The organism is Mesopusillimonas faecipullorum (assembly GCF_020539505.1).
Classification (GTDB): Bacteria; Pseudomonadota; Gammaproteobacteria; order Burkholderiales; family Burkholderiaceae_B; genus Mesopusillimonas; species Mesopusillimonas faecipullorum.
Genome location: NZ_JACDXW010000001.1, coordinates 647,735 through 668,032 on the forward strand (window position 1 = coordinate 647,735; position 20,298 = coordinate 668,032).

A 20,298-nucleotide genomic window follows, 5' to 3' on the forward strand; every position below is an offset into this window, starting at 1 on the left:
CTGATGTAATTTTTATCGATGAGGCATAAGGTAGGCATCTCCTCCATTTGTTGCATGGGATGCCTACATGCCCAACACAGACCGCGGCTACAAGCTGCTGTTCAGCAATCCCGATATTGTTCGTAGTCTGCTACGCGACGTGGTGCGCGCTCTGAACGGACACTGGGTGGACGGCCTGGACCTCTCTACCCTAGCCCCAGTCAAAACCGAATTCGTCACCCCTAAATTGCAACTGCGCAGCAGCGACTCCATCTGGCGCGTACGTCGTCATGACGGGTCTACGCAATACTTACAGTTGATTCTCGAGTTCCAAAGCCAGGCAGACTGGGACATGGGCCTGCGTCTGCTGACCTACCGCTGCTTGCTGTACGAAGGACTACGCATGAGCGGGGAACTGGCCGGCGGCGAGCGCTTCCCGGCAGTTGTGCCTATCGTCGTGTACACCGGCCTGCCGCCCTGGACGGCGGCGCTGGACATAGCCGACCTGATCGAGCCTGTACCACAAGCCTTACAACCGTACCAAGCTCGCCAGCGTTATCTGTTGATCGACGTGCGGCGCCAAGCGCATAATGAGGCATTGGCGCAGGACAGTCTGGCACGGCTACTATTCAGGTTGGAACACAATCAGGGGCCGGACGACGTGGCCCAACTCACACAACGCCTGGCGAGCATACTGCAAGGCGATGAGTATCTAGACGTGCAACGCGCCATTCTGACCTGGGTGCGGCGCGTGCTGCTACCGCGCTCGATGCCGGGCAAGAAGCTACGACGCGTAAAAACTCTGACGGAGGTGAAGATGATAGTTCAGGAAGACCCGCGCTCTTGGTTCTATCAAGAACGCCAGAAAGGTGAACAACAAGGCCAGGCGACATTGCTCTCCCGCCAACTGCAGCACAAATTCGGCACACTGACACCCGCCGTGCAGCAGCGTCTGGCACAGGCCTCGACGCAGCAACTGGAAGTCTGGTCGCTGAACCTACTGAATGCCGCCACGCTGGAACAGGTGTTCGCACAGCCGCAATAGTGATGAAAGGCAAAGCTATAACGCAAGACACCTTTAAAGCCATCGCTCAAGCTCTCGATGAGAGCAAGGTGGATGGCTTGAAGAAAGTGGGGGCCTAAGCTTCCAGCCCCCAACGCTTTACAGCTGCTTCAGCATGGTGTCTGCATCACTAACAGAATAACCGCCGCCGTTTTCCAGATACAGCTGCGTCACTACGCCGTTATCGACCACCATGGAATAACGCTGCGAGCGCACACCCAAGCCGCGCTCGACCAAGTCCAATTCCAAGCCCAAGGCGCGCGTCCACAATGCACTGCCATCCGCCATCATGCGAACACGACCATTGACTTTCAGCTCGCGCCCCCAAGCCCCCATCACAAAGGCGTCGTTGACAGCCACGCACCAGATTTCGTCTATGCCTTTGGCTTTCAGGGCGTCGTGCTGCGCCAAGTAACCCGGTAGATGCTGTTCGGAGCAGGTAGGCGTAAACGCCCCTGGCACCGCAAAAATCGCAATCTTTTTACCTTTGACCAGATCGGAAACTTTGAACGCATTAGGGCCCAAGCTGCAGCCTTGCTGTTCGACTTCCAGAAACTCGGTCAAGGTGCCTTCCGGCAAGGTATCGCCTACTTTGATAGCCATGGTTTCTTCTCCGTATGAGGACATTGAAAAGACTTCCATTCTAGTACCGGGTTACTGGTGTCTAGACGTGCAACCTTGCAAGCGTTGGGGTCTTAAAACGCTTCAAAACTTTACCGCTTAAAACTCCTCCATATACCGCATGCGAAACTTGCGACCTTTGATATTGCTATTAGAGATTCGCGAGAAAACTTGCTTGGCGATCTGGCGGTCTATCGCTACGTAAGAGTTGAACTCGGTGATGTTGATTTTGCCGACTTGCTCGAAGGTCAGGCCGCCATCGCCCGTAAGCGCACCCAGAATATCGCCGGGGCGCAGTTTTTCTTTTTTGCCACCCTGAATACACAAGGTAATCATGGGTGCACGCAAGGGGCGGTCGGTTTTGGGGCGCAAAGCCTTAAGATCGGCCCATTTCAAGGGCGCCCCCATGTATTGCTCCACCAGGGTGGCCCAACGCATTTCTTCAGGCGAACACAAATTCAGAGCCAAACCTTTTTGCTCGCCACGCCCGCTACGGCCTATGCGGTGCACGTGTACCTCGGTGTCTTTGGTCACGTCCACATTGATCACGACATCCAGACTTTGAATATCCAAGCCTCGGGCGGCCACATCGGTGGCAACCAAGACCGCGCAGCTTCGGTTGGCAAACTGAATCAGTATTTCGTCGCGCTCGCGTTGCTCAAGGTCACCATTCAACGCATGGGCACTAATGCCCAGCGCTCGTAAGTGCTCGACCAAATCGTGACTGCGGCTTTTGGTATTGCAAAAAGCCAGCGTGGAAGTCGGGCGAAAATGTGCAAGCAGGCTTGCAACGGCTTCCAACCTTTCGGCTTCCTTGATCTCGTAGAAAATCTGTTCGATGCGGCTGCTGTCTGCACCCGCCTCTACCTTGACCTCGACAGGACTACGCAGAAAGCGCGCGCTGAGCTTACGAATGTTTTCAGGATAAGTGGCCGAGAACAGTAGCGTCTGGCGCTTACTGGGGCAGCGCGAGGCAATAGCAACGATGTCGTCGTTAAAGCCCATATCTATCATGCGATCGGCCTCGTCCAGCACCAGCATGTTAAGACGCGACAGGTTCAGACTACCGCGGCCCAAGTGGTCTTGAATGCGACCCGGCGTGCCCACAACCACATGGGCGCCATAGGCCAGGGACTCTGCCTGCGGCCGAATAGCCACCCCGCCACACAAGGTCAGCACTTTTACATTGGGAATCTGGCGAGCCAGGCGACGCAGCTCTTGCGCAACTTGGTCGGCCAGCTCTCGTGTGGGGCAAATGACCAACGCTTGCGGCGCCACGCGCTGAACATCCAGCTTTTGCAATACACCCAAGCCAAAAGCTGCTGTCTTGCCGCTGCCCGTTTGGGCTTGGGCAATCAAGTCGCGACCTTCCAAAATAAGCGGCAGGCTTTGCGCTTGAATGGGTGTCATGTGCTCAAAGCCTAGACTTTGCAGGTTGCTTAGCAAAGCGGGCGAGAGGGCCAATGAGGAAAACAATGTGGTGGTCAATTTAGGCTTGGGGCTGGTTGAGGGAATGGAATGGCGGCCAGACAATGGCAGGCTCCTTTGTAGAAAGAGCCCGCCTATCAATTCTGTGCCATGAGACAGCTATAGTAGTCCCGATTAGACACCAATCCCTAACGCTAGCCCGGCACCACCGCCTTATTTCTGCTTCATGATGGTGTCATGATCGAAGTTTTTGTACTTCTCCCTAATCTCTGCAAAAACCACCCACGGATAATATTGCTCGGGCTTGATCACATGCTTGTTCACTGGGTAGAAGTAATTTTTGTAACCCCCGTAATTGCCAAAATCTTCAGTGGTGCATCGTCGCTCCCTCGTATTGTCATCACAGTAGCTGGACTTCGATATACGGAAATCACGCTCTTTAGAAGCGGGACGCGCATAATTGCGCTGCGAGTAATAAAAAATTATGGGAGGGCGTGTGTCGATGTAGGGTTCGTAGGTTTGCACAGTATTTGCAAGCCAGAAGTTGAACTTAGGTGCGTTCTTCAGTCCCGACACATCGTAAAAACCTTGGGCTGGCCCACCGAAGCTGGTGATATAGCTTTTGAATGACAAGCCCCGCGCCTTGGACTCTTTAAAGAAGGGTTCTTCCACATCAACGCGTAAAGGCACTTCCCAGGCTTGATCACCCATAGCTTTGATAGCAGCGGGAAACTTGTCAGGCGAATTCATGAGCATGTCGTCACCGCGCCATGTACCATAATAATCAGCAAGCGACGGGTGTGCCCACCATGCATAGTCGGTGCGCAAGTCTATATACACCATTTCATCCGGCAAGGGCTTAACGTCTATCTGAGCAAACACTTTGTCGTACTGAATAGCGGCCTGGCACAGTTCTTGAAGATAGGTTTCATCTATGGCTTGCCCTTCAAGATATTTCAAAGACAAGAGGCGCATCACTTTCAAAGTGATGATGTACATCTGGAACATGCGTAATGACGCGACATAACGCTTGAACAAGTTCTCTGATGCTTTGCCGTAAAAATGCACAGCGTTACTGCGTTGTATGGACCGGTTCAAGGCATCTATTACGGTATTGCCTTTACCCAACTGCCCCGGAAACCCAATAAACAGTTGAGCGATGTTGTAGGGCGTTTTACCCAGGTTTTTATCGATAGCTTCGCGAATTTGAGCTGCACGCAATTGGTAGTCTTTTAAGTTTTCGTACTTTTGCAAAGCCCGCATATCGTTGCTGATGTTATAGCACTCGCGAATCAGGTCGTTAACCGGGCCGACCGTGTCATTCAAGTCTTTGTCATCCAGTTTTTTGAGCAGTGCATTCACATCGCTAACCACAATGGCCACTTGTGCAGAAAGCTCAGCAATCGCCTTTTCCATAGGGTCTGTGGTGGTAAAAACACCAAACTTCACCAACCAGCCACCAAAGAACTCCTCTTTCTCTTCATCACTCAGTGAGCCGTTAATAAAGTCGAGCAGTTTTTTCCCGAAAAAACTGACGACCCCCATGGGATCCAGAGCCAAGCCGCCTGACTGCAAGGGAGAGGCAAAAGACACCGCTTGTGACAACATGGGCTCGGCGTATGCCTGAGCAACCAGATCGTCAATATAAGCATCCAGGCTCATGCCTGCCTGTTGCCTGCTTGCATGGAAAACATCCAGCGCGAAATCGCTGTGCCCAGCTAAAGGCATTTGTATGGGCGTATTTCGCTCCAGCCCCAGAAAGTCTTGCAATCTGTCCTCGGCCTGCGAGTAGCGCCAACCGGTGGCCAAGCGCAAACGATCTACCAAGGTAGTAAGGGCATTGACATAAATCGGTTCGTCATCCACGAACTCGCGCCCGATTTCGTAGGCCGACAAATCGCCATTGCTGGTTTTTGCGACGATGCGCATACCCGAGCGCGCCTGACCTGAAATCGTGTAATAACCCCGCGCATCCGTCATCGTCTGACCTATCAGCACGCCATCGTGGGTATAGGCTGCAACCGCAATAGGATAAGACCCTTCGTACTCAACCAGCCCCAGAATCTGAGCATTGACCAGCGCCAAGGGATCCAGGCTCAAGTCGTAGGCGTCTCCAAACGGGGTATCGCTCACGTCAGCGGCCAATGACTCCTCGCCTTCCAGCGTCCACGGACCTGCCTGCGGCTCTGAGCCTCTAGCGCTATTGCTATCACTGTCGCCATCCCCTCCGCAGGCCGACAAGGCCATGAGAGCGGGTGTCAGCAAACCCATTTTCAGAAGCCGACGCTTCGTTAAAGAGGGGGCTAGATCTTGATCTATTGCTTGTGCTTTGAGTTGACGCATGATGATTCTCTACCAGAGTATGTGGCGCGGATAAGCCCGAGTTCAGCCTGAGCTTTTGCGCGGCCACCACGAATCATCATTAGAAATTAAGCCGGTGCGCAGGAGAATCGCTAGAAGTGGTGATTTGAAGAAAAATTCACTTACTTCTTGGCCTCAAAAACCTTTCCATTTTCGGGAAAATAAATCCCCTCTTTGTTCACATGCAACACCATGACGCCCGTTGTTGATTCAAAACACGACGCCGGCTGCCACTCGCTGGGCTTGAACCATGCATAAGGGGGCTCTAGGCGATATTCATCAGCGATCCACTTATCGGGATACTGCATAAACAGCACATAGCCCGCGGGGCACAACATGCTGCCTTCATCGCTTTCCAGTTGATAGGGCTGCACCAGCTCCAGGCTCAGGCCGGTTCCCTCTACGGACATGGCATAGGCCGGCACGCCCGCTACCTCGGTCACTTGCGAAAAGCGAACGGCGGTCAAACCCATTAGGGGATCGTTATGTGGCAAGTCCACATAATTTTCGGGATCGCCTCGGTTGATCAAGCTGCCGGCGGGGATTTCCAGCTCTCCGAAGCGTGCGCTGTGAGCAAGCGTGGTGTAGCGGCGTACCGTTTCTTCGTGGCGCAGCTTATCGGTTTTGTAATCTACGTAATAGATTTGCAGGTAGATTAAGGCCACAAAAGACACGTAGGCAAAAACGATAAAAACGAGCACGCTTGTTATAGGGCGTAAGGGCGGACGTGGCTTGCCTTGCTTAGCTTTAAAGCATCGCCATCCTCCCCATAACGCAAGCCAAACGCCTAAAAGTATGGCCAGACCGGTTATGAGATAAACAATTAAATAAATCCCACCCACCGCCGCATTCAAGCCTATCTGCTGAACAGCAAGAGCTGAGCTAGCTGCAAAAAAACTACCCACGTGTAAAAGCACCTTAAGAGAATTCCGACTAACCCCGCATAGGGCGACAACACCTGAAACACTAGGCGCGAAGCGGCTTGGGGATAGGCCCACATTGTAAGAGTTTGCCTATCCCCGCTTGTAACAGCAGCGTAGAATCGCATACACCCTCTTCAAAAACGGGGCGTGCTGCGCTCTGATCAAGGAGTCCTGCCGTGCCTATCCAGCCCCCAACAAACGAACCACCAGACGCTGATAAACGTAGCCATAGCGGGGCGGAAGCAGCCAGACTGAACTCACCGTTAGAACGCAGTCGCTTTAGCGGCACTGCACTGCGGCACGAATACCCAGAAGAAGACAACACGCCGGTCTCGCGCAGCGACCTGAGTAAGGGGCCGCAAGAACTACTTGAATACCGTACCGCCCACATCAGCTGGAGCGTGTTGATTGTCTCTTCAATCGTGATCCTCCTATTTTCCGTCTGGGCAATTTTTTTACCGGAGGACGCACGTGTCTCGATGAAATCCACGGTGGATTGGATCGCTTCTAATCTGGGCTGGTATTACGTCGTCACCATGACCCTGGTGATAGGGTTCGTGGTGTGGGTAGCGCTTTCCAAAGAAGGCGATGTACGACTGGGCCCCGACCACTCTCGGCCGCAATACAAGTTGGTGACCTGGGTGGCTATGTTGTTCGCCGCCGGTGTGGGCATAGACATGCTGTTCTATTCGGTGACCGGGCCTGTCGTGCAGTATTTGTATCCCCCTTCAGGGGTAGGCGGCTCTTACGACGCCAGGCAAGATGCCGTGGTCTGGACCATGTTCCACTATGGCGTTGCGGGGTGGTGCTGCTTAGCGTGGGCTTCTCGTTGATCTTTGGCCTGGAAGACGGCCTGGCTTTGCAGATAGCGTTGGTGATCGGTGCGGTAGTGCTAACCATAGGCGCCACGACCTCTGGCGTGGACCGCGGCATACGCTGGATCTCTGAGCTGAACCTGTGGAGCGCGGTCGCGATGATGGTCTATATCCTGTTTTTCGGGGAGACCGCTTTTCTGCTGAACGCGCTGGTAGAGAACATTGGGCGCTTCATTGTCACCTTCCCCGCCCGCACCTTGCAGACCTTTGCTTATGAGCCGGATGGTTCCGAGTGGATGGCCGGATGGACGCTGTTCTTCTGGGCGTTCTGGCTGGCCTGGGGCCCATTCGTAGGGGTATTCCTGGCCCGTATTTCGCGGGGTCGCACACTGCGCGAGTTCGTCATTGCCGCCATCACCGCCCCCGTGCTGTGCGATTTTTTCATCGTTTCTTTGTTCGGAAACTCTGCGCTTTTTCACGTACTGCAAGGCAATTTAACGTTTGCCGAACTGGCTATTCAAAGCCCCGAAAGGGGCTGGTACGCCTTGCTGGAAATGTTCCCGGGAGCCATGTTCTTGATAGGTTTGGCCACCTTGTCGGGCTTGCTGTTCTACCTGACCAGTGCCAACTCGGGCGCCATGGTGATGTCCAATTTCTCGGCTTCCATACCCGACCCGTCACAAGACGGGCCTAAATGGCTGCGCATATTCTGGGCGGTGTTAACTGCGGTACTGACGGTAGCCATGCTGCTAGCCGGCGGCGTTACCACTATGGAATACGCAACGCTTATCTTTGCCCTGCCGGTCACCATCATCGCCTATCTGATCATGGCGTCTTTTTATAAGGTGCTGCGTATGGAACGCGCCGAGCGAGAAGGCCGCGTCTTACGTCGGCCCACGGTTGCCCCCATAGGCGGTCACGTGCCAGAACGCTCTTGGAAACAACGGCTTGAGCAACTGCGCTCATTCCCCACTCTGCGGCAGGTAACACAGTTTCTGGATCGCACCGTGCGCCCCGCGCTGAACGACCTGGCCGCCGAGTTTCGCAAACAAGGCTACGACGTCGAGCAAACCACCATGGTCGACGATTACGGAGTTGAAGAACCCGTGCTGCGTGTGACCATGGAAAGTTTCCGGGCCTTTCATTACCAAGTGGCTATTGTTGAAGCACCGGTGCCTATGTTCAGTGGCCGTATGTCACGCGAAATCGACGTGTACTACCGGCTTGAAGTGTTTACCCAAACCGGCTCGGGCGGCTACGACCTGATGGGCCTGACCCGCCAACAAGTGATTGATGACGTGCTGGAACGCTACGAAACCCACCTGGCTTTCTTGACGCATTCTTCTGAAACCGCCACGGCGTCAGTGCTGACGCCGGCTGTGGTGCCTAAAGACGAGCAGGCTGTGGTGCCTAAGGATGCGGGGGATGTGCAGGATCTTGAGGGTAAATAAAGGGGGCTTTGATGTATGGAAATACAGCCTGTCAATTTATTCTTTGAGTTCTTACCTAGTGAACTACCTTTGTCAGGATATAAGTAGCCGCTCCTTTGCTTACTTGTCGTTGCAGCGCTCCAGCACTTCCGTACCTCGCTTCAGGTGATCGCCGGAGAATTTTGTTGCGAGCCCGGCCACACTTGGCTACGGCAAACTGCTTTCAACGCTTTTCTGGATATGCCGATGCATGATGAGAGGCGGGCATACTTGAAGCTGCTCGAGACTATGAGTTCGTAAAGTCTACCGACCCAGAACTCTAGTCCTTGATCAGCCCCCACTTGCCTCAGCAATGAAATAGCATTGTGCAATGATGGATTTACTATAGAGAAAAGCAAACAATGACCGAACAAATCACCCAATTAGTGCACATCATCAGCCTAGGTGTGGCCATGCTGCTGCCATTAGCCAACCCACTGACATCCATGACCATGCTGCTATCGCTGGGCGAAAACATACCTCGGCCCGAGCTGCATCGCCAAGTTCGGCAAGGTGCGTTCTACGTCGCACTCATCATGCTTGTCACGTATTTTTTGGGCACATGGCTTATTCACGCACTGGGCATTTCACTGCCCGGCATCGGTATCGCAGGCGGAATGATCGTTGCCTTTATCGGCTTCAACATGCTGTTTCCCAGCAGCACGGCCGCCAACAACCCGCCTACTACCAGCGACGCGCCCCCACCGTCTTCGTCCCAGAGGGTGCCAAGTATTGCGTTCGTTCCACTAGCACTACCCGGCACCGCTGGCCCCGGCACGATCGCCATGATCATTAGCGCCTCGCCCAAAGTATCCAGCCTGAACCCACATCCGGCCGACTGGGTGTTGATCGTAGCGCCCATCATCATTGCCGCGCTGTTTGGCGCTTTGTTCTATGTCTGCCTACGATCAGCCGGCCGGCTTGTTCGCTTTCTGGGCCACGATGGCATTGACGCAATTTCGCGCATCATGGGTTTTCTACTAGTGTGTATGGGCGTGCAACTCGTCATCAACGGTGTCCTGGAAATCGTGCAACATGGCGTAATGTAGTAAGTTTGCGCCAGAACGGGCTGACGAAATTTATCAGCGCAATCATTCTGATGCTACCTCGATGAATGCTTTACCTTAACCAAGCCGCCTCCTCGATTTCGTGGGCGATTCACTCAACTAGTTAATGGTTTTCTCGGCATGAAAGTATTTAAAAGCTTCCTCATTTGGGTTTTTGGCCTCTCTTGCGGACTATCCGTCGCCAGCTGGCTAATAGCTAGTGAGCGGATTGGTGATGCCATAGTGTTTGTCTATCTTTCCAATGGCTTTGCAGTCTTAATTTTCATAATCCTGATGTATTTCCTCTGGAACAGCGTTATGAAACAGAAGAAAAATTAGGGTTTTCTTCGATGCGCGTACCATAGGTACACAACGCTCACGCCCCAAAAAGATGACCTCACCATGACTCACGAGACTGATCTTGATCAGTTTTGCTCGGCTTTGGAGAATGCAGATGTCTCTGCTGCGCGTGCTTTGCTTCTGCGCGATCCCAGACTAGCAGTTGCTGTCCTGCCGGATGACTGGCCCGTGTTTCTTCTCCAGTCTGTTTACCCGAAAGCCGAGATCATCGACCTGATGATCGAGCATGGTGCAAACCCGAATGTACGCAATGCCAGGGGAGAAACACTTCTACACTTGACTGGTGACCCTGACGCGATCCGCAAGCTGGTGTCGGTCGGCGCTGATATCAACGCCCTAGATCATCAAGGCCACACACCGATGATGGCACACGCACCATATCCTGAGACCGGACCGGACGCGATTTATACACTGTGGACTGAAGGGGCTGATTCGACTATAGAAGGTCATGACGGGGAGACTGTTTTCACGCTTCTTCCCGAAGGTGCGCTCTATGACCAGTTACGGCATACATTGAGCGGTAACAACTAAAACGAGCTTGCGCCGCTACCACGTCAAGGCGACAGACTTTATTTCTCCTCTTCACTTTGAAATGAAGAAATAAAGTCTGTCGTTTTTTTCACGGAAGAAAAAATTAGAAAATTCGAACTGAAGTCTGTCGGGATGCGATGTATTGCTGAGTAACCAAACTCGGTCTGACACGCATTACCCGCGTTATTCGCGTCAAGATCAGATGTCACGCCAGCGCGTCAACACCATTCCATCAGGTGTCGTCGTGTAGATAAGTTCGGCCGGTTCAAACTTAAGCTTCGGTGCTGCTTCCGTGGGCTGGTAGTATCTGATGAGCCAAGCAATGCCGAACCACTGGTACATCTTAGAAGTCAAGGCGGTAAGTCTATCGGTAATCCCCCACCAACCCGCAGTTCGTCACAGACATGGCTGTACTGTACCTCCGTACCCTATTCGGCGCAGCAACCAATTTCCTCTCCGGCAGAATGAGCCCTTCCTGAAGCATCTAGCGGCTGTGGTAGAACCGCTCTCACCCTTGGTAGGACACATGATCACACACAAGCTTCCACCGAACTTTAGAGATCTTGGCGGACATCCCACTGCCAACGGAACCGCAGTAACCCCAGGTCGTATCTTTCGGTCGAGCCAGCTGTCAGGGATGCCAGAGGGCATGGTCCGAGGGCTTGAGGAGCTAGGCATACGGTTCATTTACGACTTTCGTACGGCAGCAGAGCGGGAGCAATACCCCGACGTCCCTATGCCAGGCGTGCAGAATGTATGGCTTGATGTGCTAAGTAATGACCCAGGTTCGCTGGCAGCGATGATGCAGCAGTTGCTACAAGAGCCTCGCAAGTTAAGCCAAGATCTGACGCCAGAAAAGGTGGAAGCGCTATACGGGACCGTTTACGAGAATTTGGTAAGCCTTCCTGGCGCATGTAAGGCTTACGGCGCATTCTTCTCCTCTTTGCTGCAAGACTCTGGCACACCGCGTGTCTTCCACTGCACTGCCGGCAAAGACCGAACCGGTTGGGCAGCGGCGATGCTGCTGCTATTGCTTGGGGTTAGCCATGAGGACGTTTTGGCAGATTACCTGGCGAGCAACGAGCAACTGCTTCAAGGTTATTCCTCAACCATAGAAGCGTTTGTTGCGGCAGGCGGCGATCGGGCAGTTGTGGAAAGTCTGATACGGGCACACCCAGAATATCTAGAAGCCGGCCTCGCTTCGCTAATGCGCACTTACGAGAGCATCTCGAACTATTTTTCTCGCGGCTTGGGTATTAGCCTCGAAGAGCAATCCACTCTGATTTTGGCTTACACGAGCTAGCGCCTGATCTGGTCGCCGCCTGGATAGGGCCTTTGTTTATGGTTCCGTCAGAGGGTAACCCCCCCATTTAGGGCGGTGACGGATTCAAGCGGCCAAAGCCCAAGTTAATGCGGGTGCTTGTGCTAGGTTTGAACCCGAATTGCCCCACCCATTTTATTTCCCCTCGTTAGACATCCGCACCCGCGATGCACAAACGATGCTGGACACGCTTAATACCAAAGGTCCGATGCCCACACCGCTCATGTTGCCTACGTATTTGGTGGCGCGAACATCCACGGGGCGGGCTAACGCTTCGTCTACTCCACCCAGCACCGTGGGTTAAACCAGCGATAGAGCCCCCACTCGTTAACAAAATCTTGGAATTTTGCCGAATAATTAATAAAATCTTGTAACCGTTAATTTTTTCTATGCGGGGTGCCCCTATTATGGCCAACAAAGAAATCGGCTATGGCTACGTAGTGCGCACGGCAATGTATTGCATGTTCCCACCGGGGTCGCCCCTTCAAGTGAGGATCCGGTCACTCATCTGGAATTCGCCCTGAAATATCAGGGGGTCGAACTTGAGGTGATAGGCGCAGCATGCGGACAATTGACGCCAGAACTCGTTCAAGCGCGTCTAGACGCCTCACCCAACGGAAGATACATACGCGTCCTCGCAACACTGTACGAGCGTTTCACTGGGAAGGAACTGCGTGCTAAAGCGCTTACCGCGCCTTACGTCAATCTCTTTGATCCCGACGCTTATATTTGTGGCGCAGTAAATCGACAAAGTAAGTTCCGGGTCAATATGAATGACATTGGAAACGCTGTTCTTTCCCCTGTTATACGTCGTACTCCCACACTAGAGAAACTGCTTTCCCGAGATGTGTTTGCCGATCTGGATGCATTTGTCCAATCCATTGGGGGTATCCAACACTTGGACCGCGCGCTTGGCTGGGCATATCTCGACGAAACGCGTGGCTCGTTTGCTATCGAGCACGAGGCACCTTCGGAAGATAAGGCCAGGCGCTTTGTGCAGATATTGCATGCTGCACATGAGGGTCGCGCGTTGACTGAAGAATATCTGGCCGAGTTGCAGCGAAGTACCATAACGAATCCCTATTTAGAGGCATTCACTTTTCGTCATGAGCAGAATTGGTTACAGCAAGGCGGTCGGTTGCGAGCGTCCTCTGTAACGTATTTGCCGCCACCGCCTGATCAAGCCCGGGTGATGATGGAAGCCTTGATGGATTTTGCCAATGCAGGCGACTCCATTGCCCCGTTGGTGAAAGCGTTTCTGGTTTCTTTCGCTTTTGTTTATATCCATCCGTTCATGGACGGTAATGGCCGCATATCTCGGTTTCTGGTTCACCATAGCCTGTGTCGATCCGGCAAACTTGAGCAGGGCTTGATTCTGCCGATCTCCGTGGCCATGTCACATCATGAGTCAGACTATTTGACTGCACTTCAAAGCGTCTCCAAGGCGATCAGGGAGCTTTGGGATGTGACTGTACTCGATGATGATCATATCGATGCCACATTCATCGGCAGCGCCAATCCGTATTGTTATTGGGACGCTACCGAGGCAATAGAGTTTGGCGTGCGCATGACACACTACGCGTTGGACACGTCCTTGATTAAAGAGGCCGATTATTTAAAGCGCTTTGATGCCGTATATGACCGAATTAATGCGCGGTATGACGTTCAGGGAAAAGATCTCAGCGCGCTGATCCGTATGGCACATAGCCACGACGGAAAACTCTCACTAAACAGGCGCAAGCAGTATCTTTACCGCGTTCCTTCTTCCGTATTAGACGCCATTGAAAACGAGGTGCAAACGCTCTTCTTTGGCGATGACAATATTGAGGAGTGACGTCAAAACAAAGTGGCCCCCCACACCCCTACTCTACCGTCACACTCTTAGCCAAGTTACGCGGCTTATCAACATCCGTACCCCTGGCGCAAGCAGTGTGGTAGGCCAGTAACTGCAGCGGAATCGTATGCAGAATAGGTGACAGAATGCCGTAGTACTCGGGCATGCGGATCACGTGCATGCCTTCGCTGCCGTTGATGCGGGTGTCGGCGTCGGCAAACACATACAGCTCGCCGCCACGTGCGCGCACTTCCTGCATATTAGACTTCAGCTTTTCCAGCAGTTCGTCACGCGGCGCGATGGTCACCACGGGCATGTGTTCGGTCACCAGTGCCAGCGGGCCATGCTTGAGTTCGCCGGCCGGGTAGGCTTCGGCGTGGATATAGCTGATTTCTTTAAGCTTGAGGGCGCCTTCGAGGGCAATGGGGTAATGCATGCCACGGCCCAGGAACAGGGCGTTCTCTTTCGAGGCAAAGCGGTCAGCCCAGGCCATGATTTGCGGTTCCAACGCCAAGACTGCGCCTATGGCTACCGGCAGGTGGCGCAGGGCTTTCAGGTATTCGGCTTCTTTTTCTTCGCTAAGGTGGCCTTTAACCTGGGCCAAAGCCAAGGTAAGCAAGAACAATGCCGTCAATTGCGTGGTGAAGGCCTTGGTCGAAGCCACGCCGATTTCAACACCCGCACGCGTAATGTAGGCCAGCTTGCATTCGCGCACCATGGCGCTGGTGGCGACGTTGCAGATGGTTAGGGTGTGAGGCATGCCCAGGCCACGCGCATGCTTAAGCGCGGCCAGGGTATCGGCGGTTTCGCCAGACTGCGAAATCGTAACGATCAGGGTGCGCGGGTCGGAGACGCTTTCGCGGTAGCGGTACTCGCTGGCGATTTCTACATTAACGGGCACACGAGCGACGGCTTCTATCCAATAGCGGGCGGTAAGGCCGGCATAGTAGCTGGTGCCGCAAGCCAGGATCAGCACGCGGTCGATTTCGTTGAAGATTTTGTAGGCTTGGTCGCCAAACAGCTCGGGGGAAATGCTTTCGATGTCTTGCAGGGTATCGCCCACTGCGCGAGGCTGCTCGAAGATTTCCTTTTGCATGTAATGGCGGTAGGGGCCCAGATCGGCGGCGGCGCTATGCAGGTGCACGGTATGCACTTCACGCTCTACCGGTGCGCCTTGGGCGTCTACCAACCACACACGAGACAATTGAAGATCGGCAACGTCACCATCTTCAAGGTAGATGATTTGGTCGGTGGTGCCTGCCAAGGCCAGGGCATCGGAGGCCAGGAAGTTTTCGTTGTCGCCCAAGCCCACCACCAGCGGCGAACCGTGACGTGCGCCCACCACACGGTGGGGTTCGTCGCGGCAGAACACGGCAATGGCGTAGGCGCCTTCCAGGCGGCGCACCGCACGACGCACGGCGTCGAAGAGGTCGTCTTCGTAAAGGTGATCTACCAAGTGAGCGATGACTTCGGTATCGGTTTGGCTTTCGAAGACATAACCGGCCTGCTGCAGCTCGGCGCGCAGTTCGTCGTGGTTTTCGATAATGCCGTTATGCACCAAAGCAATACGCGGGTCTTGGGGGTTTTTACCGGAGAAATGCGGATGTGCATTATGGGTGGCTGGGGCCCCATGAGTGGCCCAACGCGTGTGAGCAATACCCGTGAAGCCTTGAAGGCCAGATTGCTGGATTTCACGTTCGAGTTCGGCAACACGCTGTGTGCTGCGCGAGCGCTGCACACGCCCATCGGCATGCACGGCTACGCCGCAGGAATCATAACCACGGTATTCCAGGCGCTTGAGGCCTTCGAGCAAAATAGGGGTGATGTTACGTTGCGCGACGGCGCCGACAATTCCACACATACGATGAACTCCATCTAACAAGGCCAGCTAATGACCAGATGTGCTCATTGTGCGCAAAACCAAGAAAAATTAAATTTTATTTTTCCGCATCAATTGAATTTAAATTTCATTGTTACATTGACATGAAATTTAAATTCATATTTAATTATCTTTTGTTTTTAAAACACGCAACATGTCTCACCCCGCCCTAGATGAGTTGGACGTACGCATACTTGCCCAGTTGCAGGCCGATAGCAGTCTCAGCAATCTGCAGTTGGCCGAACGGGTGCATGCCTCTGCCCCCACCTGCCTTAGGCGCGTACAGCGGCTGCGCGAGCAAGGCTTTATTCAAAAAGAAGTGGCCATCCTAGACCCTCAAAAGCTGGGAAGCTGCCTGACTGCCATCATAGAAGTCACTCTTGAGCGCCAAGGGGCTGAACACTTGGCGGCTTTCGAACAGCATGTTGCGCAAGAAACCGAAATTACCCAGTGCTACCGGGTTTCAAGTGGCCCCGATTTTGTGCTGATTGCTTCGGTCACCGACATGCCCGCCTACCATGCACTGGCGCATAGAGCGCTTACCGCACAACGCAATGTACGCAATGTACGCAGCTTTTTTACGGTTTACCGCAGCAAGTTCGAGACACGGCTGCCGCTGCCCGAACCCGAGCGCGGCAGTCGTTAACGGCGCATGCGCACGAGATTAACGGTTAGGGCGCCATTGCCGCAAACCTTATCCGGGAAACCCCACCGAGGGCTCATCGAGCGGCCATGACGTCAACACCACGTCAGCGGCTGCCGTGTCGGCGATTTGAGCCAGGCGGCGCGATTCGCTGAGCACCCTCTTTGCGTAGCCGCGAGAGCTGCCCGAGTATTTGGCCAAAGCCTTGGTCAAGTCGCCCTTCGCCGCTTCCAGATATTCTTCCAGAATGTCGGCGCCCACGCGAACATTGACGACCGGATCGAACAACGACTCAGACGCTCGCAATTTTTCGCGATGCCAGCGCCGAACCACCTGCATCAACCCTTGCGCGCCGTAGCGGCTTTGCACCTTGGGCTGGAAGGTGCTTTCCCGGTACATGATGGCGATCAGAAGCTCCGGACTGAACCCGTCGCGCCGGCTGGCCTCGGCCCAGGCCAAGTGCACGTACTGCTTTACGGCCTGGGGAGACTTGCGCAGTTTCTCGGCAAGGTATTCCACCTGCGCCTGCTTGCGGGCGTCATCGATAATGGAGTCCAGGTCTTGTATGTGCTCCAGGTCGATTTCCACCGCTGGCTCTTTGCGCTCGGGCGTCAGCCGTATCGACGCCGGACGCACCAGGCCCAGCAAGTGAGGGCTGGGTTCGAGCACGGCAAGCTGGCTGGACGCCAGGGAAGCCAAGTCGCGTGCGGGCTCGCCGGCCCAGGCATTGGGTAGAACAAGCAGGCTGCCGGCAAGACAAAGCGCGGCAGGCAATACAGCGGTTCGGTTCCAGATCAGTTGATGAAGCGGCTCAAGGCGCCGCAATAAATTCTTCTTGGCAATCATCGGCCTTGTATCCCAATTACCCGCACGCGCAGGAGAACGCTCCCGAAAGCTCAGGTTGCTTGGGTTCAATATAGGTAGTGAAGGGCCTTGATGCCGCATGAGGCCGATCACGTGCTGGAGGTTTCTACATGCAACGACGCCTGGGGCGCCGCCTTTTCCACCAGAACCTTAACACCTAAAACATTTGCTCAACGCAAAAAAATGTAAATCCAAATGACGAAGGCTATACGTTCAGCTTGATACGGCTCAGCGCCTTACAGTCTGATTCATCAATTGGCATCATTACAATTTTTCATTATTTGCTGCATGAAGAACCAACGTCATCAACCATACTGGGTTCTCGCCATCGCTCATCATAGAAGTCTCTCTTGAGCGCCAAGGGGCTGAGCACTTGGCAGCCTTCGAGCAGCATGTCGCAAACGAGGCCGAGCGCGGCAGCCGTTAACGGCGCAGGCGCACGAGGTTAACGGTTAAAGCACCCGCGCCACAACAAATGGCAGCCGCCATGCCCCACTCCGGGCCGTTGGAATCGCTTAAACTCAGTGCGATGCCCACCAAGGCCATGCCGAAGCTTTGCCCGAAAACCCGGGTAACGGCTTGCAAGCCCCCTGCCGCCCCGCTGCGCTGGCGCGGCGCCCCTATCAGCAGCGCCCGATTATTGGGGGTTTGAAAGAAACCAAAACCCGCGCCCCCCAGCAGCATGATGAAGGCGTAAGGCCAAAGCCCGCCATTGTCACCCACAACGATGGCCAGTATCAGGCCCAAGGTCATGGTGCCGCCGCCCACGGCGCAAAGCAGTTCTACGCCATGCCGGTCTGACAAATACCCCGCCAACGGCGCCATGGACATCGTACCCAGCGCCCACAAGCCCATCAACACGCCCACTTGCCCATAGGTGTACTGACGCACCTCAAGAAAATAAAAAGGCATGGCGACAAAGGCGCCGGTAAGGGTGGCAAAAGAAAGCGCCGAGGCTGCGACAGCAAACGCTACGGAAGGGACCGCCAGTAGATCTACCGGCACCAGTGGCGCGGCCTGCCCACGCGACCAGCGCAGCAATACCACAGCGGCCAAGGCACCGACCGCCAAACATGCCAAGCCCACCCAGAACATAGAGGCGACGATATCCATACCCAACACGACTAGGCCGAACATGGCCATGCTGAGCAGGCAGGCCCACCAATCGAAGGGCCTGCGCACACGCGTACCATCGGGTAAATAATGAGCCCCCAACAAGCAAACCGCACTGAGCGGCACCTGCAAAATAAACAGCCATCGCCAGGAGACGGCTTGCAGGATGAAAGCCCCTATAACGGGTCCCAGCACCGCAACACTACCCACCACAACCGCGTTCAAGCTGATGCCCATGCCCAACATGCGCGTAGGGAAAATATTACGCAGTAAGCCGCCCACCAGGCACATGAGCATGGAAGTCCCTATGCCCAGTGCGACACGCGAGGCGATAAGCGTCGGGAACGTAGACGACAAAGCGCATGCCACGCCCGCAGCAATGCAGATGACCATGCCGCCACGAAACATGTTCTGGTAACCCACACGCTCTAAGGCTGCCGTGAGCGGCAGCAAGGTCATGACGATGGTTAGGCTATACGCCACTGTTACCCACACCACTCTGCCTGAGCTGATTCCCAGATCGTGAGCGATAGTGGGCAGGGCCACGCTGGTCATGCTGCCATCGAGCACGGCGACAATCATGCCTAAATACATGACTGCCATTGCCCAATGGCGGCGCGGCAGCGGCAGGCCGTCTGCCGGTTGGGTCATGCCTAGCCTTTTTTGACGGGACGCTTCCAGCCAGGGACTACGTCTTGCTTAGCGCGTGACAAAGAAAGCTGCCCGGCGGGGGCGTCTTTGGTGAGCGTGGTGCCGGCGCCGATAGTGGCACCTTCTCCCACGGTAACCGGAGCCACCAATTGGGTGTCGGAACCAATGAAGGCGTCGTCCTCGATGACGGTGCGATGTTTATTGACGCCATCGTAATTGCACGTAATGGTGCCCGCGCCAATATTGACCCGTTGGCCGATCTGGGCATCGCCGATATACGCCAAGTGATTGGCCTTGCTGCCTGTCCCCAGGCGGCTTTGTTTGATTTCGACAAAATTACCCACGTGTGCGCTATCACCGATATCGGCCCCTGGACGCAGACGTGCATACGGCCCGATGCGGGCTTCGGCCCCCACAACAGCCTGCTGCACATGACTGAAAGCCTCGATACGCGTACCCGCGCCTATGCTGGCCTGGCGCACGACACAATGCGCGCCTATGCTGACGCCGTCAGCCAGCACGACATCGCCCTCGAATACGCAGCCGACGTCGATGAAAACGTCGCGCCCGCATTGCAAGGTGCCGCGCAAATCAAAACGAGCCGGGTCAGCCAAGGTAACCCCTTGCTCGAGCAAGCGGCGGGCTTGCTCGCCCTGCCAGATGCGCTCAAGCTGGGCCTGCTGCAAACGGCTGTTGACGCCCAGGGTTTCCCAAGCAGCCTGAGCATGGGCAGCCTGAACCGGGACTTGATCGGCCACGGCCATGCCGATGATGTCGGTGAGGTAGTACTCGCCTTGCGCGTTGTCGTTGCTAAGACGGGACAGCCAATCGATAAGCTTAGCGGTGGGTGCTGCCAAAATACCGGTGTTGACCTCTTGGATGGCTCGCTCTTGCTCGGAGGCATCTTTGTGTTCGACGATGCGCAGCACTCGCCCTTGCTCATCGCGCACAATGCGACCATAACCTGTGGGGTCGGCAAGGTTTTCCGTTAGCAGGCTGACACCGTTTTCACGCGCCTGAAGCAGATTTTGCAGCGAAGCGGTTTGAACCAGGGGAACGTCGCCATACAACACCAGCGTAGTACCCGCGCCATCGGCGCCAGACTGCAACTGGGGTACAGCCTGAGCGACGGCATGGCCGGTGCCCAACTGCTGAGCCTGCTCAACAAAAACAAGATCGGTCTCGGCGGCAAAAGCCTGACGCACTTGATCGCCACCATGGCCCACGACCACAACAATACGGCTGGGCGAGAGACGCCGAGCGTTGTCTAGTACATGAGCCAACATGGATTTACCCGCCAGGGGATGTAAGACCTTGGGCAGGTCGGACTGCATGCGTTTGCCTTGTCCGGCCGCCAACACAACAATATTAAGCATAGAGAAAACGGAAAAGTAATT

The 20,298-nt window shown here is 54.7% G+C and carries 17 protein-coding genes; 8 read left to right on the top strand and 9 right to left on the bottom strand.

All coding sequences use genetic code 11. The annotated features are described in order from the left end of the window. Positions 1-67 precede the first annotated feature (67 nt). Positions 68-1,024 carry an Rpn family recombination-promoting nuclease/putative transposase gene (locus tag H0484_RS03000; RefSeq protein WP_226952945.1) on the top strand — a complete coding sequence of 319 codons (957 nt, stop codon included), beginning with the start codon at positions 68-70 and terminating at the stop codon, positions 1,022-1,024. 117 nt (positions 1,025-1,141) lie between these two features. Here H0484_RS03000 and H0484_RS03005 read toward each other — a convergent pair whose 3' ends face one another. The 4 genes from H0484_RS03005 to H0484_RS03020 form a co-directional block, all read right to left on the bottom strand. Continuing rightward, positions 1,142-1,645, bottom strand: a complete 504-nt coding sequence (locus tag H0484_RS03005; RefSeq protein WP_226952946.1) for a peroxiredoxin — start codon at positions 1,643-1,645, stop codon at positions 1,142-1,144. Between the two features lie 117 nt (positions 1,646-1,762). Then, the gene (gene dbpA, locus H0484_RS03010; protein ID WP_226953023.1) at positions 1,763-3,151 is read right to left on the bottom strand and encodes an ATP-dependent RNA helicase DbpA; all 1,389 of its coding nucleotides are present in this window, start codon (positions 3,149-3,151) and stop codon (positions 1,763-1,765) included. 153 nt (positions 3,152-3,304) lie between these two features. After that, positions 3,305-5,434: a hypothetical protein gene (locus H0484_RS03015; RefSeq protein WP_226952947.1), complete on the bottom strand. Its 2,130-nt coding sequence runs from the start codon at positions 5,432-5,434 to the stop codon at positions 3,305-3,307. A 140-nt stretch (positions 5,435-5,574) separates the two neighbouring features. Continuing rightward, entirely contained in the window at positions 5,575-6,153 is a 579-nt protein-coding gene (locus tag H0484_RS03020) for a hypothetical protein (RefSeq protein ID WP_226952948.1), read from the bottom strand. Positions 6,154-6,551: 398 nt separating this feature from the next. Here H0484_RS03020 and H0484_RS03025 point away from each other — a divergent pair, with 398 nt between their 5' ends. The 4 genes from H0484_RS03025 to H0484_RS03040 all read left to right on the top strand — a co-directional run bounded on the left by H0484_RS03025 (position 6,552) and on the right by H0484_RS03040 (position 10,596). Then, the gene (locus H0484_RS03025) at positions 6,552-7,208 is read left to right on the top strand and encodes a BCCT family transporter (RefSeq protein ID WP_226952949.1); all 657 of its coding nucleotides are present in this window, start codon (positions 6,552-6,554) and stop codon (positions 7,206-7,208) included. After that, positions 7,193-8,641 carry a BCCT family transporter gene (locus tag H0484_RS03030; RefSeq protein ID WP_315859893.1) on the top strand — a complete coding sequence of 483 codons (1,449 nt, stop codon included), beginning with the start codon at positions 7,193-7,195 and terminating at the stop codon, positions 8,639-8,641. Before H0484_RS03025 ends, H0484_RS03030 begins: the two co-directional genes overlap by 16 nt. A 380-nt stretch (positions 8,642-9,021) precedes the next feature. Further along, positions 9,022-9,708, top strand: coding sequence for a MarC family NAAT transporter (locus tag H0484_RS03035; protein WP_226952950.1), 687 nt, complete (start codon positions 9,022-9,024; stop codon positions 9,706-9,708). A gap of 399 nt (positions 9,709-10,107) precedes the next feature. Next, positions 10,108-10,596 carry an ankyrin repeat domain-containing protein gene (locus H0484_RS03040; protein WP_226952951.1) on the top strand — a complete coding sequence of 163 codons (489 nt, stop codon included), beginning with the start codon at positions 10,108-10,110 and terminating at the stop codon, positions 10,594-10,596. A 198-nt stretch (positions 10,597-10,794) separates the two neighbouring features. Here the strand turns inward: H0484_RS03040 and H0484_RS03045 are convergent, their stop codons facing one another. Further along, positions 10,795-10,950 (bottom strand): hypothetical protein, encoded by a 156-nt coding sequence (locus H0484_RS03045; RefSeq protein WP_226952952.1) that lies wholly within the window; start codon positions 10,948-10,950, stop codon positions 10,795-10,797. 172 nt (positions 10,951-11,122) lie between these two features. Between H0484_RS03045 and H0484_RS03050 the strand changes: the two genes are divergently transcribed. Together H0484_RS03050 and H0484_RS03055 are read left to right on the top strand one after the other, a co-directional pair. Then, positions 11,123-11,899 carry a tyrosine-protein phosphatase gene (locus tag H0484_RS03050; RefSeq protein ID WP_226952953.1) on the top strand — a complete coding sequence of 259 codons (777 nt, stop codon included), beginning with the start codon at positions 11,123-11,125 and terminating at the stop codon, positions 11,897-11,899. A 475-nt stretch (positions 11,900-12,374) separates the two neighbouring features. Continuing rightward, positions 12,375-13,751 (top strand): Fic family protein, encoded by a 1,377-nt coding sequence (locus H0484_RS03055; protein WP_226952954.1) that lies wholly within the window; start codon positions 12,375-12,377, stop codon positions 13,749-13,751. A 28-nt stretch (positions 13,752-13,779) separates the two neighbouring features. Here H0484_RS03055 and glmS read toward each other — a convergent pair whose 3' ends face one another. Next, entirely contained in the window at positions 13,780-15,612 is a 1,833-nt protein-coding gene (gene glmS, locus H0484_RS03060) for a glutamine--fructose-6-phosphate transaminase (isomerizing) (protein ID WP_226952955.1), read from the bottom strand. A gap of 172 nt (positions 15,613-15,784) precedes the next feature. Between glmS and H0484_RS03065 the strand changes: the two genes are divergently transcribed. Continuing rightward, entirely contained in the window at positions 15,785-16,276 is a 492-nt protein-coding gene (locus tag H0484_RS03065; protein WP_226952956.1) for an Lrp/AsnC family transcriptional regulator, read from the top strand. 48 nt (positions 16,277-16,324) lie between these two features. Here H0484_RS03065 and H0484_RS03070 read toward each other — a convergent pair whose 3' ends face one another. The 3 genes from H0484_RS03070 to glmU form a co-directional block, all read right to left on the bottom strand. Further along, positions 16,325-17,119, bottom strand: coding sequence for a lytic transglycosylase domain-containing protein (locus tag H0484_RS03070; RefSeq protein ID WP_226952957.1), 795 nt, complete (start codon positions 17,117-17,119; stop codon positions 16,325-16,327). Between the two features lie 441 nt (positions 17,120-17,560). Continuing rightward, a complete protein-coding gene (locus H0484_RS03075) occupies positions 17,561-18,901 on the bottom strand; it encodes an MFS transporter (protein WP_226952958.1) in 1,341 nt (446 codons plus the stop codon). 2 nt (positions 18,902-18,903) lie between these two features. After that, positions 18,904-20,277 carry a bifunctional UDP-N-acetylglucosamine diphosphorylase/glucosamine-1-phosphate N-acetyltransferase GlmU gene (gene glmU, locus H0484_RS03080; protein WP_226952959.1) on the bottom strand — a complete coding sequence of 458 codons (1,374 nt, stop codon included), beginning with the start codon at positions 20,275-20,277 and terminating at the stop codon, positions 18,904-18,906. Positions 20,278-20,298 lie beyond the last annotated feature (21 nt).

Excerpts from the sequence above, each read along its gene's own strand:
- H0484_RS03000 (WP_226952945.1), top strand. The coding sequence starts at position 68 with ATGCCCAACACAGACCGCGGCTACAAGCTGCTGTTCAGCAATCCCGAT.
- H0484_RS03070 (WP_226952957.1), bottom strand. The coding sequence starts at position 17,119 with ATGATTGCCAAGAAGAATTTATTGCGGCGCCTTGAGCCGCTTCATCAA.
- H0484_RS03035 (WP_226952950.1), top strand. The coding sequence starts at position 9,022 with ATGACCGAACAAATCACCCAATTAGTGCACATCATCAGCCTAGGTGTG.
- H0484_RS03065 (WP_226952956.1), top strand. The coding sequence starts at position 15,785 with ATGTCTCACCCCGCCCTAGATGAGTTGGACGTACGCATACTTGCCCAG.
- glmU (WP_226952959.1), bottom strand. The coding sequence starts at position 20,277 with ATGCTTAATATTGTTGTGTTGGCGGCCGGACAAGGCAAACGCATGCAG.
- glmS (WP_226952955.1), bottom strand. The coding sequence starts at position 15,612 with ATGTGTGGAATTGTCGGCGCCGTCGCGCAACGTAACATCACCCCTATT.
- H0484_RS03040 (WP_226952951.1), top strand. The coding sequence starts at position 10,108 with ATGACTCACGAGACTGATCTTGATCAGTTTTGCTCGGCTTTGGAGAAT.
- H0484_RS03005 (WP_226952946.1), bottom strand. The coding sequence starts at position 1,645 with ATGGCTATCAAAGTAGGCGATACCTTGCCGGAAGGCACCTTGACCGAG.
- H0484_RS03075 (WP_226952958.1), bottom strand. The coding sequence starts at position 18,901 with ATGACCCAACCGGCAGACGGCCTGCCGCTGCCGCGCCGCCATTGGGCA.
- H0484_RS03015 (WP_226952947.1), bottom strand. The coding sequence starts at position 5,434 with ATGCGTCAACTCAAAGCACAAGCAATAGATCAAGATCTAGCCCCCTCT.
- H0484_RS03050 (WP_226952953.1), top strand. The coding sequence starts at position 11,123 with ATGATCACACACAAGCTTCCACCGAACTTTAGAGATCTTGGCGGACAT.